General features: G+C 49.8%; 9 protein-coding genes and 1 tRNA gene. 5 read left to right on the top strand and 5 right to left on the bottom strand.

From position 1 onward, the window contains the following. Positions 1-97: 97 nt before the first annotated feature. Together Pla110_RS14570 and Pla110_RS14565 are read right to left on the bottom strand one after the other, a co-directional pair. Positions 98-5122, bottom strand: coding sequence for a hotdog fold thioesterase (locus Pla110_RS14570; RefSeq protein WP_144996472.1), 5025 nt, complete (start codon positions 5120-5122; stop codon positions 98-100). A 373-nt stretch (positions 5123-5495) separates the two neighbouring features. Continuing rightward, complete coding sequence (locus tag Pla110_RS14565) at positions 5496-6014, bottom strand: 3'-5' exonuclease (protein WP_144996471.1); 519 nt, start codon at positions 6012-6014, stop codon at positions 5496-5498. 857 nt (positions 6015-6871) lie between these two features. On the opposite strand from Pla110_RS14565, the gene Pla110_RS14560 reads away from it, so the two are divergent. Next, a complete protein-coding gene (locus Pla110_RS14560; RefSeq protein WP_144996470.1) occupies positions 6872-8050 on the top strand; it encodes a DUF1559 family PulG-like putative transporter in 1179 nt (392 codons plus the stop codon). A 110-nt stretch (positions 8051-8160) separates the two neighbouring features. After that, on the top strand, positions 8161-8925 hold the full coding sequence (locus Pla110_RS14555) for a hypothetical protein (RefSeq protein ID WP_144996469.1): 765 nt from the start codon (positions 8161-8163) through the stop codon (positions 8923-8925). A gap of 89 nt (positions 8926-9014) precedes the next feature. On the opposite strand, the gene Pla110_RS14550 is transcribed toward Pla110_RS14555, so the two are convergent. Together Pla110_RS14550 and Pla110_RS14545 are read right to left on the bottom strand one after the other, a co-directional pair. Then, positions 9015-9085: transfer RNA gene (locus Pla110_RS14550), tRNA-Gln, on the bottom strand. 199 nt (positions 9086-9284) lie between these two features. Beyond that, positions 9285-10637: a sulfatase-like hydrolase/transferase gene (locus tag Pla110_RS14545; RefSeq protein WP_144996468.1), complete on the bottom strand. Its 1353-nt coding sequence runs from the start codon at positions 10635-10637 to the stop codon at positions 9285-9287. A gap of 521 nt (positions 10638-11158) precedes the next feature. Between Pla110_RS14545 and Pla110_RS14540 the strand changes: the two genes are divergently transcribed. Beyond that, the gene (locus tag Pla110_RS14540) at positions 11159-11545 is read left to right on the top strand and encodes a hypothetical protein (RefSeq protein WP_144996467.1); all 387 of its coding nucleotides are present in this window, start codon (positions 11159-11161) and stop codon (positions 11543-11545) included. Positions 11546-11685: 140 nt separating this feature from the next. On the opposite strand, the gene Pla110_RS14535 is transcribed toward Pla110_RS14540, so the two are convergent. Next, the gene (locus tag Pla110_RS14535) at positions 11686-13395 is read right to left on the bottom strand and encodes a tetratricopeptide repeat protein (protein ID WP_144996466.1); all 1710 of its coding nucleotides are present in this window, start codon (positions 13393-13395) and stop codon (positions 11686-11688) included. Between the two features lie 368 nt (positions 13396-13763). Between Pla110_RS14535 and Pla110_RS14530 the strand changes: the two genes are divergently transcribed. Beyond that, positions 13764-15074 (top strand): UDP-glucose dehydrogenase family protein, encoded by a 1311-nt coding sequence (locus Pla110_RS14530; protein ID WP_144996465.1) that lies wholly within the window; start codon positions 13764-13766, stop codon positions 15072-15074. Between the two features lie 589 nt (positions 15075-15663). After that, the gene (gene ilvC / locus Pla110_RS14525; protein ID WP_144996464.1) at positions 15664-16668 is read left to right on the top strand and encodes a ketol-acid reductoisomerase; all 1005 of its coding nucleotides are present in this window, start codon (positions 15664-15666) and stop codon (positions 16666-16668) included. Positions 16669-16772: the final 104 nt, after the last annotated feature.

Genomic DNA, 16772 nt, shown 5'->3' with positions numbered 1-16772 from the left:
CTCCAATATCCACACAAGGATAGCTGATCCAGAGAAGCAATGCCCACCCCGTCAGCAGGTTGCTCATTAATCCATTTGATATTTCGTGGAAGAAGGGTTACTTAGTACCACCAACCGTGATATTCAAATCGACCATTTTACAGTCGCGACAGGAGTAGATGGCAGTCCCATCGGCGCCCCAGACGTCGAACTCGACTAACAAATGTCGGTCTTCCCGCCGCAGGTATTGACCGTAGGCTATCAATTGCTCGCCTGGAACTGGCAAACGACCGAAATCGAGTTGCCCTATAAAGTGAGGTAATTGCGACGTGCCCGTGAGCCGACTGAACAGAAACTCAAACAGGTATAAAGTGCCATCCAGTACCGCCGCCGGTGTCTGCCAGCGCGAGCCTGTACGTTGCCCTGCCAACTCGGAAGAATCCGGAGCCGTAAAGCATCCCCAGATGTCGCTTGCTTCCAGTAGGTATCGTACCGATTTTAACGTTCTTAATTCAGGGCCATACCAGACGGGGCCACTATGCCCTTCGATCCGTTCCTGTGAGTTGTCACTATACTGAACCGCCATCCAATCATCTTGCGGGACGTCACCGCTGAACGGAGGAAGGGCCACTCGATTATTCTCACCCGTGAGGACCTGCACGCGATGGAAGAGTCGTCGGGAATCTTTTAGCCTTCCCGCTTTATCGTAAAACTCACCTTTGAGTTCACAATGAAGAATTCCGGGTTGATCAGTGGGGCTGACTTCGACCACGGCATGATGCGGTTTGGGAGAAGCCATACGGAATCCATTGACCAGTTCCAAGTTGCGTATTCCAACCGCGGGTTGTCCTCCCGAAACGGCGGACGCCGCTTCCGCACAGGTTTCAATGCCCATGACGGCTGGCAACAGCGGGATCTCTTCATGCAGATGCCCCCTCAAGAACGGATCGACACGGGGATCATACTGAATCGAACAGATTCCCTCATTCAATTCCGAGCGGGTCGCTGTGGGACGCGTGAGTGTTTCCAGTACCTGGTACTCGTAACTGAGCAGGGCATCCTGATATTGTTCGGTGTAGGCTCCTGACTCATTCAAGGTCAGTTGAACGATTTCCGAGTGTGCCTGGTTGGCATCGGAAACGAGAAGCTCGCTCAGGTTAGGGAGACCAATATCAAACTGGATCAGCGAGACTGTCAATTGCGGGTTAGAAGTCGCGAACAGTTGGCAATAAGCGAACAAGGTTCTGGCTGCCAGCAGTCTGATAAAGTTGTTTCCTTCGACGGGAAGAAGGATAACGACTTTTCGCAATGTCGGATTTTCAGACAAAATCGTCTGCATTTCATCGAGGAGTGTACTTAAATCGGTGTAATCGTTGATTTGTTCCAGCCCCAGCCACAATCCCTGTGGTTGCGTGTTGGGTCCGGCATGATGGGCCAACGGAAGGAATTCCAGGAGGTTTTCATTAAAGGCCCCATGGGGGAACCAAACTTCAATTTCGTCCCGCATCTCGGGAATAATCTGCACCGTGGTTGACCGAATCGATCGACCGCCGCGCAGGAAAGCCACATGGGTCTCACGGTCCTGACTGCCGAATTCCTGCATCACCTCTTTGACGATCATCGGAGCAGGTTCCCGTTCAAACAGGTCGATGACTTTCAGACGCAGGCCCGCAACAGCGTGCGGTAAGAGCGTTTCCGTGAAACTACTCAGCAGGATAGATGGAATCGAAGGGAACTGTCCCCCTTGACCAAAATCAGCACCCATATGGAGGAGCAAGGCCAACGTCGCTCCGGAAAGGTTGCCTTGTGTCTGGCGATGGTTCAACCAATGGGAAGTAAAGTTGATCAGTTCGCTGATCGCATTGATCTCTGCCGACCAGTTATTCCCCTCGGGACGTTCGGCAATTCCTTCTGTCAGAATGAGTTGCAGTACAGGAGTTTGTGATTCAATCTTTTCCCACTGCGACATCCAGGTGGCGGAGGATTGTCCACTCTCCAAGCGGTAAACAACATTTCCCGCTTCCGCCATTTTTTCTACCAGCAAGTCGGTCGTCTTGCCCGAGCCAACGACGATAGTCGCTCCAGAAAACGTCGGTACGGAATCGTCCGACGAGGACAATGCGGCAGGTCTTGTTCGTTCCAGTAAACGCAGAGTCGAGTTAGCAGGGGGGGCTGTCTCTGTAATTGATTCATTTTCCTGAATGATAACGTCACCATAGTTCACTGGCTGAGCTACCGCATCACTTACTGGAGTTTCCTGATTCGCAGGTGTGGGTGTCGTCGGAATCAGTCCGGGAAGCAGATTTTCGTAAGGCCGCTCTTCCAGTTCTTCAAGGTAATTCCAAACGTCGTTCACCGTTTCCAGTTTTTGGGCGCAAGTATAGAGCATTACCGGTTCGAGATGATGATTCATCCGAATGAATAGTTCCTGCAACACGCTTCGTTTGGCAGCGGCCGTCAGACGCAGATCTCCTTCAAGGTAGGCCTTAGGTTGAATCACGTTGATGGGGCAACCGGTTTGGATCATCATGAACTGGACGAAGGTCGAGAAGTGGGGAGCTAATCCATTGATCGACGGAGTCTCAGCAGGATCATGTCCATTCATTTCAACGGGCTCCGAAATGGTCTCCTGGGATGGTGAATTAATCTGCTCATAACGGGCATAGTGGGTTGTCCAGCACGCCGGTTGTTCTTCGTAATACCCACGACGATTAACTGTTTTAATCTCCTGCACCGGAGTGTCGGATAAGGTGGAATATAATAAGGTCGCCATCCCCGAGGCACCCAGCGTATTACCAATCTGCCGAGTGAGGCTGTTATTAGTCGTCAGTTCCTCGTCGGGTTCGACGTCAGTTCGGACAACCTCGACGTCCGTAATTAACCCGAAGATGGTCCGCTGCTGCGCTTCTGCATCGGAGAGTCGTTGCAGAACAATAACGCCCGTCCCTTCACCCAGAGGAATCTGCGACGTGTCCACGTTCTGCGATGTTTCGATCCAGCGCTGCGCGCCACCAACAACAACACGTTCGCACTTTCCGGAGCGGAGTAAATCAACGGCAGCCAGTAACGCGGCCTGCGAAGAGGCTTCTCCCGCGTCCAGGCTGAATGCTCCCCCCATCAAATCAAAGTTCTTGGCGATGCGGGTCGAGAGAGTGCTTGCCGATGCGCTCCCAGTATCATCCAGCATCTCCGGTTTCAGATTGATTACCTGTTGTTTGAAATTCTCCAGAAAATCGGCGACCTGCTGTTCGTCGAGTCCCAGCTCTTTCAACGTGGGAGTCAGCTTCTGGCAGAGTTCCGGGTAGAACAAACCCCAGTACACATCCAGATCGTAATCGTTGTTGAAGATAGATCCGACGACTGTGATGACTTCTTGTCGGTCGAAGTCCTGCTCTTCATATCCCGCTTCTTCGAGTGCCTGCTGGGCCGCATCCAGCAAAGCAAACTGAAGTGGGTTGGCCTGTTTGAGCAACTTGGGTGGAACCTTGTGGCGTTTCCAGTCGAATTCATAATCGGCCAGAAAACCAGCTTCGTTGTACTTCGATGACTGCCCCCGCAACTTACGATGTTCTGGAATGGGAGCAATTTGTGAAGCATGCGATTTAATGACGTCGGCAAAACCTTTGACAGAGTACCCCCCTGCGAACAATGCCCCCCGACCCACAATGGCGATTGGTTCCTTCTCGGTTTTGTCGGAGACTTCACTATTCCAGTTGTACTCTGTTCCTGTGCGGTATTCTTCCACGATCACATGGGTATTCACACCACCGATCCCGAATGCGTCCACTCCCGCCATCCGAGGCGATCCATCGGGTTGTTCTTCCCAGGGTTCTGCCTGCTGTTGCACGGAGAACGGAATTTCGTCCCATTTGATTTTCGGAGAAACCTGTTGACAGTTCACAGCGGGTGGAATCGTTTGATTCTGTATAGCCAGAATCGTTTTGATCAAACTGGAAAGCCCGGCTGTTTCCAGGCTATGCCCGATGTTGGCCTTCACGCTAGCAATCGGCAATCGATGGTGAACACGATCCCCGATCGATTCAATCAAACTCTGAACTTCGGTTTCGTCACCAATCTGAGTGGATGTCGCATGGGTTTCCATGTATTGCAAACGGTTAGGATCGATACCCGACGTATAACCTCGTTGAATGGCCAGAATCTGCCCTTCTTTACGAGGCGCCCAGAAGCTTTTTCCCCGACCATCTGATGAGAGAGCGGTATTCCGGATGACCGCTTTGATTTCGTCTCCCTCGGCCAGAGCCCGGTCCAGCGTTTTCACGATGACTGCGGCATAGGCGTCGGCCGCAACGAGTCCGTCGGCGCTGGCATCGAAGGGACACGAAACTCCCTGAGTACTCAACGTCGCTGCCTGGGCGATCACCACCATCTCATACCATTTGCGAAATGAGCACCCTCCAACAATCGCCATTTCTGCTCGGTTGTGGAACAACGCTTGCGCCGCCAGTTCCAAACCAATCGTCGCCGAAGCGCACGCCGCGTCGCATACGGCAGTCGGGCCGGTCAGATTGAACAAGCTGGAGATCATGGTCGCGGCAACGCCTGCAGTGGTGTCGCGAACGGGAGAATCCTGTCGGCGAGTGTGCTCGCGACGAATCGATTCGATCAACCGTTCCTGGATGTAAGCCTGGTTTTCGACCGGTAAGTTGTTGAAGTCCGGGATGTTCTCCAGAAATCCGGCAGCGGCAGCGGCGTAATCGGTCATCATCAATTCATAGATAAGATCGCTTCCGCCAGAAGAGTTACCGATGTAAACCGCCGTCCGCGAATGGGGCAGATTGAGCGGGTCGTAACCGGCATCAATACAGGCTTGAGCCGCGATTTCGCACATCGTCTGATGTGCCTTATCGTATTGGCGAAGTCGTTCCGGATCGATTGGGAGAATATCCTGATCGACGGGTCGCGGAGGAACAAAACCCCCCGCCTGAGTATAGGTTTTGCAAAACTTCCCCGGAGTCGGATCGAAGTAGAGGTCTGGGTTTACGCGTTCTGGTGGGAATTGGCTCAGTCCGCTGCGGCCCTCTTTGAGCAATTCCCAGTAGGCATCCAATCCGTCCGCGCCCGGCAACCGGCAAGCCATCCCCACGACTGCAAGAGGTTGTTGGAGGTTAGCTTTTGGGGACATGCGTGTTCTCTCCCGGGCCGTACTTCGGCGTCAGCGACTCTGATTGAATTCAGATAACCCTCAAACGGGGAGCTACCTACCTGTTTGTGATCGGCAAGAGAGCCTTCGCAATCTGATTTGAGTCCCCACCCTGAGCGGAGAAAAAAGGATTCTGGTCTTCGTAACTGGAAAAATGCTCCTTATGTTTCGAAAGTGGGGGCAATCTCGACGAATGATATCGGGACATTTGTGAAGCTGATCCCGTTGTAGTGATTGTGAGACTCTCTTCGTCAACCGGGGCTAAGCAGATGAAAAAAGTCAAAGGCGAGCAGAAATTATGGCCAGAAATTACGCCATGTGATACTGGGTTCAGTATGGAGTTTCGAGAGAGGGTTCAAAGTCGGATATTCAGTTCATAGCGTTCGATAATCTTTAACATGGCCTCGGCATTGCCAACTGCGTCGTCGACCGGATGGTGGGTATGTTTCGTTACGCGCATGTGCTTGAAGTTCTTTCGCATGTCGCGAACAATCCCTTTGTAAAGCGATCCCAGATTCATCGAGCTGAAACCAAACGGGTTGTCACCCATGAAATGATGGAAGTACCAGTTGATGAACTGCCAGTCGAATCCATTATTGTCGGCAATGAAGATCGGCTTTTTCTCGCTGTTTTCTCCCAACCAGACCCGAAAACTCTCCATAACCTTGGTCGGTTCATCAAATTCCAAGGTTTCCTCCCGTGTAAACCCGCTGACAGCCAGCGCCTCGGGAACCCAGCCCTCTGAAATGGGACGAAGTTGTCCATAGAATGTCCGCTTCAGGGTCGATTCGACCACTACGGCGCCGAAACTGATCATGGAGTAATCACCTGGAATGGGGCCATCGGCCTCAACATCGACCATAATAAACGACATTTTCACTACCTTTGCTAATTTGCGGTGTTGAATTCAAAGAGCATCTCTGGCAGCTACAAGTCGATCCGGATTGGACGCTGAAACGCGTTTTTCGTTCGTGGTTTTCTTGTTTTAAGTGTGGAATTAACCAGTCTGACAGAGATAGAAACGCGGTTTTCCCCAATTTCCCTTGTATTCGAGCTCCAGAAAAAATGCACGAATTCGATAAAAACTCGGCTGGAAACGAAATATTAAGAGCCGAAACGGGTTGAATGACGTCTGAAATATATAGGCATGCGGTTCTCACCTACGTCGAGGAGATCCGAAACGTCAAAAACTCAAATAAATAATTTAGTCATCAAGTGAAGTGACTGCAGATAAACAGGGCATTTTTCTTGATGTTAAAATGATATCCTGCTAGACTGATAGCAGGTGCTTGGTCGTCAGGAATGATGTCCGTCGACCGATAGAGTGAAATTAGCAGAATATTTGATTTAGTGTTGAAACAAGGGGAATTCGGGCCCTGCTTAAATAGATAACTTTCCCAGACCAGAGCTCTACTGAAAAGTCAGTTCGGGCAAAGTCTTTGAACCGTGCGAGCAACTCAATTTGAATCAGATTCAACCGAGGTCGACCTCTTTTTGAGGGGTGGACCGAATAATATTAAAGTCATCCGTTGTGATGGTTGGTCTATTCAGCTGAAGCTCGTTGTAAATCAACTTCGATAACCATTTAGTTTTTGACCAAACGGTTGTTGAATCGTAATTCTCAGCACAATTCTCTGGCCGGTATCTTTAGCGTCGCGACTGACGGTGTCTCTTATTAGATTTTGCCGTTACTGCGATGTGTCGCATACAAGAACAAGTAAAGGATGGAGCATGTTACGTTCATCTGCTCGTCGTGGTTTTTCGTTGGTCGAACTGTTGGTCGTGATCGCGATCATAGGTATTCTACTGGCTCTTCTGCTCCCTGCTGTACAACAGGTTCGAGCGAACGCGCGTGGGGTACAGTGCCAAAACAACCTTCGGCAAATCGGTATCGCGCTGCACAGTTATCAGGATCTGAACCGCGTATTCCCACCAGCGAGTATCTGGGCGGAGCCCCCGGGAGAAACATTAGACAGTGGTCGCTGGGCGGTCGGTATTCTGGATCGCGTGGCGCTTGGATATGCCCCTTCATCGGAGCCTGCCCGCATGATGGCCAACTGGAACCTGATGATTTTACCGTTTGTTGAACAGGGGAATTTGCAAAACGCATATGATTTCTCGAAACCCGTTTCCGATCCGGTCAACGCGGCAGTTCGTATGGAACGTATTGGCACCTTTATCTGCCCCTCTGACATTTTTAACACTTCTGAGAACATGTATGACCGAACTGAAATCTCTTCCCAGCCCGACAATCTTTATGCACGTGGTAACTACGCCATCAATATGGGCCCCAACCGCGGATGCTTCCGACATACCGTCGGAGGAGAGGTAGAGTGGCCTGTTGGCAATTCAGGCGGAGACAACTGTAAGGACGGATTCTTTGTCGACGGCGAACGCATTTTCGAAGACAACACCCAGATGTGGGGGCATGGAATTGCCGGCGTGAACAAGTCGTTCGATTTCAATGATGTTCGTTCAGGATCGTCCAATTTCATTGCGATTGATGAAATTAGGGCAGGGGTAAACAAGTTTGATATTCGGGGATCCTGGGCATTAGGTTTTATTGGGGCTTCAGTGACAGCACGTCACGGAGTGGTCAGCTTCCAGGAAGATGGCGCCGGCCCGAACAATCAGGATGACGACTCCGATGACATCTTCGGTTGTACCCGCATTCATCAGGAAGTCGGTTCCGAATATCTGCAAGAAGTTGGCATGCCCTGTTACGCTTCTTCAGTGATCGAGGACGAAGTGAACTTTCAGCAGACAGCTCGCAGCATGCACGCTGCTGGGGTTTATGTAATGTACCTGGATGGATCAGCTCACTTTAAAGGCGATCAAATCTATCCTGAAATCTGGAGCAAATTACATAACCGCAATAACAAGGAATTTATTGGAGACGAAGCTCCCTGATTTTCGTATTTCAGGTTCTTGCATCTCAATCCAAGATAAAAACGGAGCGACGATTGTCGACTTGGCCCCGATGTGAATTAGCGTCTGTTTAAATCAGAGTGTGAATTAGTATGAATAATAAAAGTAACACCCCCGATTCAAACAATACTTCGGCTGCCGATGACATTCTTCGACAGTTTCACCCGGAACTGTTCCATAAAAGGAAAGTCGAGGAAGGGAAAGGTCCCGGAGGGGCTGATGACTTTGTCGAGCAACGTAGTTCTGGGCCGGCAACTCAGACTCCTCCGCCAGCGAACAAACAAGTCGCAAACATTCACGCCAAACCGAAGAAGGTGAGAAAACAGTCCCCATCGATTTTGTCGCCAGGCGATCTCCTTTATAAGCTGACCAATTTCATTCGCGATGCCGTTGACGCGATCGCTACCTTGGCGGCAGGCAGCTTCCTGCGATACATCATCAATATTTATGTGGTGATCGCCATGGCGATTCTAATCCCCTCCGGCTACGCCGCCTATAAGTGGTATAACCAGCCCCCCTTTTTCATAGCGGAAGAATGCTACAACTGCTTTACGGAAGTCCACAAAGATTACTTCCGTTTACGATCAGCAAATGCTTCGGAAGCCGAATGGAATGAGTTCATCGCGGACCGTGGCGACGAAATCGAAGACATGGTCTATAACTTGAAAAACACCAGCGATGTGAGGCAGAGAGAACGCCAGGTGCTGATGTGGATGGGGGAAGGTTACCTGCTCCCCATGATCAAGAAAAAGACTGGAGACATAGCTCGCGAAGAAGATAAATTCGATGAGTTGATGTCTGAACTCAACCGGATCCGCAGAGACCGGGAGCGGGAAGCATTGCATACTCGCTATTAGTATTGTCTGCAGTTGGTATGCGAGCACGCCTGTCCACACCCAGATTCTACTTAAAAAGGGGGACCTTTAAACCAACTGCGCATAAAAAATTACCCGGCTAGGACTCGAACCTAGAATAACAGGACCAAAACCTGTTGTGTTACCATTACACTACCGGGTAAGAAAGAGTCAGAGATCGCTGACTGGCAGCGACCTTGTTTTCTGACTTCAAGACGTTCGAAGTTTATTCAATACTCAAAAATCGAGCAAGTGGTTTGCAGGGCTCCTGTTACAAAATTCCGTAAACCAGACGAACTATCTGGCCAAATTGCGGCGGTAAGGTCATTCCTTGTCCCAGATAATACCGTCAGGTCTGCATATTACTGCAGATTGTCAGTTCTACCATCCCACCAGTTATTGATCTGAGAGGTCAATTTCACCACAAGTTCAGGGTATTTTGCTGCCAGGTTGTGGTTTTCGTGAGGATCATCCGCCAATTGATACAGTTGAACTGGCTCATTCTCAGCTTCCGGGAGAATCAATTTCCAGTCGTCACTTCGCACCCAGCGGTAAAGCAGGCTCGTACTGGGGGCGTCGATATCGACGAGATCGTGTTCAAAGATTTCACCGAATAGTGGCCGGTCATCCAGGTCGGTTCGGGGTGTTCCCTCAGGAAACAGATTGACGCCGGGCATCGCCTCGGTTTTCTCTAAACCCGCCGCAGCCAGCATTGTGGGTACGACATCCAGAGCTGTAACCGGTGTCTCGGAGATTCCGGGTTTAATTACTCCCGGCCAATTGAAGAAGATGGGAGTCCGTAAACCTCCATCATTCGGCGAACGTTTAGATCGCGGTGCGAAAGGTTGTCTCCACCCAGGAGGAATTTTCGACTCCGGTGTTTTCTGGATCCATCCATTGTCTGTGACGAAGACAATTAACGTATTCTCTCGCATGCCTCGTTCGGTCAACCCGTCGACGAGTTCTCCACAGGTTTCATCAAACCATTCACACATGGCGTAATATTTCGCCAGTTGAATCGGGCGTCCTTCCTGCGTGTATTTATCCAAGAGGCGTTGTGGGGGGGTATGAGGCGTATGCGGTAGAAAAGGAGCATACCATAAATAAAACGGGTTACCGGCATGGGAGTCAATGAAATTGAAAACAGGGGCCATGCCCTGACGACCGACTTTCAAGCCTTCATCCCCATGACGGCCACCGCGGGATGTGTCACCATGAGTCATGCCCGCCGTAAATCCACCGCGACTGGGTGCACCTTCCCACCATTTTCCAGATTGAAAACTGACGTAACCTTTTTCTGCCAACATCGCAGGCAGCTTCGGAATGCGATCGATATGTTTCAGCATCAGGTTCCGGTCCGTTCCCTTGGGAGGATCGTTCCCAGTGATCCCATGTTGATGCGGGTAGTATCCGCTGATCAAAGTGGCGAGTGAAGGGCGACATAGGCTGGTGGTTACGTAGCCATCTGGATACAGAAAACTTTCTTCGGAGAGAGCATCGAGATTCGGAGTATCGATATCGGGATGACCCATAAAGCTGAAATCGGTCCAGGCTTGATCGTCGGATAGAATCAACACGATGTTCGGGCTACCGCCCCAGGCGGTCGCTGCTGTTTCGGGTTCAGCAGCCAGCACCAACGACGCTTGTGTGAAAAACTGACCTGACAAGAGGCCAAGGACGACCAGGCCGAATGCCTGTTTAGAGAAGAATGCCATCAGAATAAGCTCCTGTTGCGCGTTAAAGTTTATCTGAACCACCTCGTTTATGACATGTCCTGACGCGCAGGATAGCAATGTCAGCATACTTGACCGTGTTGCGGTAAATTAAGTCATCCTCAATGTGCAACATCGATAGTGCAAACGCAATCGTCAATTGACGAGAAAGTACGAGCGCCGAAGGTGTTTCTTCAAAACAGCTTGGTTTAGTGAGTTGACATCGCTTCGGGTGGCCATTTAAATAAATGCGTACTTATGGATGGTGACCTATCGGTTGGAATTCGGTAACCAAGGCTGTTTTTCAATCCGTTCCAGGTATTGTCTTAACTGTGTTTTTAAACAGTTTCGGAACCTGTCTTAAGTTATTCCTGCCAGGTGCTCTGGGGGTGATAGTAACTTATTCAAGTGGTTCTGAAGCAGACGACGGACTTTTCCTCTGCAGATTGACTACTGTCTGTGAACGACGTCACTTGTAAACATCTCCATAAACTTAAAATTCATCTGTTCGGGAGGTTGTGTTAATGCGAACAGCACGAAAAATGTTGTCCCTGAGTCTCATCGCAGGTTTGATGGTCACGTTGACTGTCGTCATGAACAGCGATTCCGCCCAGGCTCGCCCCAACTACAAAAAAGTGATTACCAAAACTTACGAAGATAATGCCGAAATTAAAAAGCTCGGTTGCCTCGTATGTCACCCCGCCAAAGAGACGGGCAAAGGGGTGAACCCGAAAATGCGTAACCTGTACGGCATGGCCGTCGGTAAAGCACTCGGAGAAGAGAAAGTCAAAGACGAAGAAAAAATCCAGGCTGCTTTGGAAAAAGCTGCTGGAGAAAAAAGCGAAGTCGAAGGCAAAACTTTCGGTGACCTGATCATGGAAGGCATGGTCCCTTTCACCGCTCCAGAGTAATTATCTGAATCTGTTCCAGGTCACCGCAAGGCGAACCTGAAATAAATACAAAAGAGGTCGCAATCAATCTTGATTGCGACCTCTTTTTTCGTAGACGCAGTACCGAACATTATTTTCAATTCGCACTTCGGTTTAACTCTTCATTCAAACTGTTCCAATTCAATGGCATTCAGCACTTTTTGTAATGAGTCTGAATTGCCTTGTTGTCGGTAGATGTGGGCAGATTCTTGGAAGAGTTTTAGTGCGGACTGGCGGTATCTGGTTGTCTGAGTCTCAGGCGTTTCGAGTAAACGAGAGAGGTCGAGGTAGGTCAGGGCCAATTGATATTTCGTAGAGGCTGCCTGGTCGGGGGCTTGTTCTTCGTTGATGACTTCCAGAACTTCTTCCAACCCCTGCATTGCTTTGATCAGAGGATTGCGATCTTGACCATCGCTCGCGAGACGATGAGACTCGGCGAGGTGCAGGCGTGTATTGATCCAGTCTGCGGGATTTCGTTTCCGCTCAAGAGCCTCAAGTGCTTTTTCGAAGTGGCTGATCGCTTGCTCGTATGCCCTGTGTTGGTTTTTGGGGCGAGGATGCTTGAGGAATAAGTTTCCCAGGTTATGGTGCAACTGTGCCCACTCTTCGGGAAAGTCTTCGCGGGTATAGATCTGCAGGGCTGATTCAAAACTGGCGAACGCGAGATTCAGCTCCTGAGTTGTACGCTCTGCGAAGTGAGTGATGCAGGCAATCCCTCGATTGTTCTGAACCATCGCCCATTCCGATGGGTATGCTGTCTGAGTGAAAACAGTCAAAGCCTGGCCATAGGCTTTGATAGCCTCCCGGAGATCGTCATGGGAGTTTGCTTTCGCGATGGACCGATTAGCGATTCCAATTCCATTCTGCAGCATAGCCCAGTCGTAGGGGGCGACGTCGCGACTATATACCTGCAATGCAGCACGAAAAGAACGGAGAGCATCTCGATGGCGTTTATCCCAATCACGTTTTTGATGATCAAGTAGTAAATTGGCCGCACACCGATGGGCATCGGCCCAACTGAATGGAAAGGAGTCACGATCAATCTTTTGAGTTAAAAGTTCGGATTCCCGAATCAAATAATCCAATTCAAACTGGTCACCTAACTCTTTGAAACAAACTTTCAACTGCAACAGCATCAAGCGAACTAGAAATAGGTCATTTTCGAATTTTAGAGATTCAGAAAGACTCATGCATTTCTGCAGTCGATCTCGGGCGACGTCGTAACAGATTCGCTTGTTGTCAGGATCTTTTTCCTTGTTCCCCAGAAGTTTGTAACAGTGCCCGAAATGAAAGTGGATGTCCGCAGCTCGCACTTTCTTGTCTCCCCTTTTGTCAGGAATCTTATTCAGAGTTTGTTCGGCTCGCTGAAAAAATTGGATTGCTTCTTGTAATGATTTCGTACGGTCGAAGTCGGTTCCCTCTTCGAGGAGCTCTCCAATCTGATAACACAGCTGAAATTCGAGTTCTAAAGAATCGAATTCACTGGCCAGGTCGTTGAGCGAAGAAACATCGAGAACATATCGATAACATTGGATGGCACGTCTGCGAAAGGCTTCCTGGTCCGATTCGACGTCGCTGAAGTCACTGTAACTGAGTTCGGTGTAGATAATTCCAAGCAGATATTTCAACTTGGGTAGCGGGATGCCGATATTTTTGCCGGACTCCGTTTGCTGGATCAGGTCCTGAAGAAGTCGGAGCCATTCGTCCAGCTCCTCTTCTTGATCCGTGTCTGCAAGATGCTGGAATTGTTCTTTTAATGAGAAAATAGGCGAATCGGCGGCAAGTTCTTGCTTCGATTGGTACTTAAGATGCTCGTCTATGGGTTCCGGCATGGGTGCGTTTACCTCCACGATGGGCTGTCGCGTTCGAGGATCGCAGGGACTGTCCTCGTTTATGTCTATCCAGATACTACTTTAGCCAACCGGGAATTGATTGGACCAGTTGAATATTCAGTGCAAAATGAGAAACACATTTCCTCTGTTATTGCGGCAGTTTGCCTGTTTGTTGGGCAGGTTGAGCAGACTAAACGTAAATTTCATCTAAATGCCGGTCCACGTTAACTGTTTTTAGCAGATAGAGATCTGCGAAAATCCGCCGGGCCAATTCGCGATCGCCATCAAACAGGGGCACGCTCCGCATACGAATGTGCCGCTTAAAAGATACTTCCATTCCTAGAATGATTGTTTAAGGAAACACTGTAGTGAAAATTGTGATGATTGGTACAGGCTATGTCGGCCTGGTGACTGGAACCTGTTTCGCCAACAGCGGTAATGACGTCACCTGTCTCGATATCGATGAGAAAAAAATCGAAGGCCTAAAGAATGGCAAAATTCCCATTTATGAACCCGGTTTGACTGAAATGGTCATCCGTAACCATAAAGCGGGTCGCCTGCATTTCACCACCAGCTACGAAGAGAGCGTTCCAGATGCTGATTGTATCTTTATCGCGGTCGGGACACCCCAGAGCGACGATGGTTCCGCAAACCTGAAAGGGTTATGGGCCGTTGTGGATACAATCGCTCCCTTGCTCGCCGACGATACGATTACCATCATCAAGAGTACCGTTCCCGTGGGGACGAACCGGAAAATGTTGGATCGCCTGACCGAACTGACTGGTCGGGATAACATCAAAGTGGCATCGAATCCCGAGTTCCTGAAAGAAGGAGCAGCCATTGAAGACTTCACCAAGCCAGATCGCGTGGTCGTGGGTGTGAATGATGATCGTGCGATCAAACGACTTCACGAGCTGTATAAACCTTTCCTTCGCACCGAGCAGCCTTTCCTGTCTATGGGTCTGGAAAGCGCCGAAATGACGAAGTACGTCGCCAACTGTATGCTGGCGACTAAGATCAGCTTCATCAACGAAATGGCCAACCTCTGCGACCTGGTGAACGCAGACATCAACGATGTTCGTCGCGGTATCGGCCACGACCAGCGAATTGGTTTCCAGTTCCTGTTCCCAGGCGTGGGATACGGTGGCTCCTGCTTCCCCAAAGACGTGCGAGCCTTGATTCACGTTGCTGCCGAAAACAACATGAATGCTGAAATTCTGAAATCCGTTGACGATGTCAACGACGCTCAGAAAGAGGTCCTGTACTCGAAAATCAAGAAAACGATGGGCGATCTCAAAGGCAAAACAATCGCTCTGTGGGGCCTCTCATTCAAACCTCGTACTGACGATATCCGCGAAGCTCCCTCGTTGGTGCTGATCGAACAGCTCTTAAAAGAAGGGGTCAATATTCGAGTCCACGACCCTGTCGCAATGGAAAATGTTCGCGAAGAAATTGGCGACAAAGTCGAATACTGCGAACACCATTACGATACGCTCGAAGGTGCGGATGCCCTGGCAATCGTGACTGAATGGAGCGAGTTCCGGAATCCGGATTTCGACTACATGAAGCACAAACTGAAACAAATGACCATCTTCGACGGTCGAAACCTTTACGACCCGAAGAAAATGACCGAAATGGGCTTCGCTTATTACGGAATTGGTCTAAAAGGGGACCTGTAGGCTTGAAAGCGGACTGAAATCCCGTCATCCTGCACTTCTTGAAACGCAACCGGACCTCCCTTTTGCGGGGAGACTCCGTTTCGACAGGCTCATTCTGATGGGCCTCTCAGGTCCGGTATTGTTTTGAGTGCATTCAAAAACGGTCGTTTTTGCAACGATCGTTCACGATACAACGATGCATTATTAACAAGAATATTGATGTCAAGAATAATGCATTGACGGAAAGAATTCGTTCTCTCCTGGAAGCAGACAGTAATTGTCTGTTGGCTGTTCTCCCGGTTGTAACGCTGATCGGTGCTCCATAGAAACAGTTTCCATTTCGCAGAGGCACAGTAAGTTTCCTGTTTGAAGGAATCGTTCATGCACAGGCGAAAGAAACTCTCTTGAGTATCAAAGCGTCTCTACCTGCATAGGGAGAGCACCTGTTATAGATTCTCGCTCGACGTTTATGTCTCGCGCAGATTTTGTGGTATCCTGCCTCAAACATCCAAGGCTGTTTGAACAAGGCAAAAGGGGAGTGAGCCTGACCGGAGTCCCGGCGGCCATTGTCCGAAGTAACAGTTTCGATATTTTAATGTAGAGGTTTTTCATGTCAGCCAAAGTTTATTACGAAGATGATGCTGATCTTTCCCTGTTGAAAGACAAGACAATCGCCATTCTGGGATACGGTAGCCAAGGCCACGCCCAGGCTCAAAACCTGCGCGACAGCGGTTGCAATGTCATCATTGGGCAACGTAAAGGAAGTGCGAACTACGATTTGGCTGTCAGCCACGGATTCGAACCGGTCTCCCTCGCAGAAGCGACCAAAAAAGGTGACCTGATCAACATCCTGCTCCCGGACGAAGTCCAGGGTGATCTGTACAAATCCGAAATCGAACCCAACCTATCGCAGGGAGACTTGCTCCTTTGCTCACATGGTTTCAACCTGCATTTCGGTCAGGTGGTCGCTCCTAAGGGAGTCGATACGGCTCTGGTTGCTCCTAAAGGACCTGGTCACCTCGTCCGTTCAGAATACGAAAAAGGGGGCGGAGTGCCAGCCTTGATCGCCATGGGAGAAGGTGCTTCTGAAGAATCACGTCAACTGGCTCTTGCCTACGCTAAAGGTGTCGGCGGAACTCGTGGTGGTGTGATCGAAACCTCTATCGCCGAAGAAACCGAAACTGACCTGTTCGGTGAACAAGTTGTGCTTTGTGGGGGCGTCAGCGCTCTTGTTAAAGCTGGTTTCGAAACTTTGGTCGAAGCAGGCTACCAGCCTGAGATGGCCTACTTCGAGTGTATGCACGAACTCAAACTGATCGTCGACCTCTTCTACGAAGGTGGTCTGAACTACATGCGATACAGTGTTTCCAACACTGCCGAGTTCGGTGACTACACCCGTGGTCCTCGTATCGTTACTGAAGAAACCAAAGCCGAAATGAAGAAAATTCTTTCGGAAATTCAGCGTGGCGAATTCGCCCGCGACTGGTTGCTGGAAAACAAAGCAAACCAGCCGACCTTCAAAGCGACTCGTCGCATCGAACGCGAACACGAGATCGAAACCGTGGGCAAAAAGCTCCGCAGCATGATGACCTGGATCGACAGCAAAGAAGTCTAAGCAGCTGATTAAGGTACCAAACAATGAAAAGCTCTTCCTCAAAATGAGGAAGAGCTTTTTTATTGGCAAATTGGATGTTGAGTTTATCAGCAACTATTATGGGG

The sequence above is a fragment of the Polystyrenella longa genome, from assembly GCF_007750395.1.
GTDB classification, from domain to species: domain Bacteria; phylum Planctomycetota; class Planctomycetia; order Planctomycetales; family Planctomycetaceae; genus Polystyrenella; species Polystyrenella longa.
This window is presented reverse-complemented; position numbering and strand designations above follow the sequence as displayed.

Bases quoted from the DNA above. Each gene is read 5' to 3' on its own strand.
- Pla110_RS14555 (WP_144996469.1), top strand. From the start codon at position 8,161: ATGAATAATAAAAGTAACACCCCCGATTCAAACAATACTTCGGCTGCC.
- Pla110_RS14565 (WP_144996471.1), bottom strand. From the start codon at position 6,014: ATGTCGTTTATTATGGTCGATGTTGAGGCCGATGGCCCCATTCCAGGT.
- Pla110_RS14540 (WP_144996467.1), top strand. From the start codon at position 11,159: ATGCGAACAGCACGAAAAATGTTGTCCCTGAGTCTCATCGCAGGTTTG.
- Pla110_RS14560 (WP_144996470.1), top strand. From the start codon at position 6,872: ATGTTACGTTCATCTGCTCGTCGTGGTTTTTCGTTGGTCGAACTGTTG.
- Pla110_RS14570 (WP_144996472.1), bottom strand. From the start codon at position 5,122: ATGTCCCCAAAAGCTAACCTCCAACAACCTCTTGCAGTCGTGGGGATG.
- ilvC (WP_144996464.1), top strand. From the start codon at position 15,664: ATGTCAGCCAAAGTTTATTACGAAGATGATGCTGATCTTTCCCTGTTG.
- Pla110_RS14545 (WP_144996468.1), bottom strand. From the start codon at position 10,637: ATGGCATTCTTCTCTAAACAGGCATTCGGCCTGGTCGTCCTTGGCCTC.
- Pla110_RS14535 (WP_144996466.1), bottom strand. From the start codon at position 13,395: ATGCCGGAACCCATAGACGAGCATCTTAAGTACCAATCGAAGCAAGAA.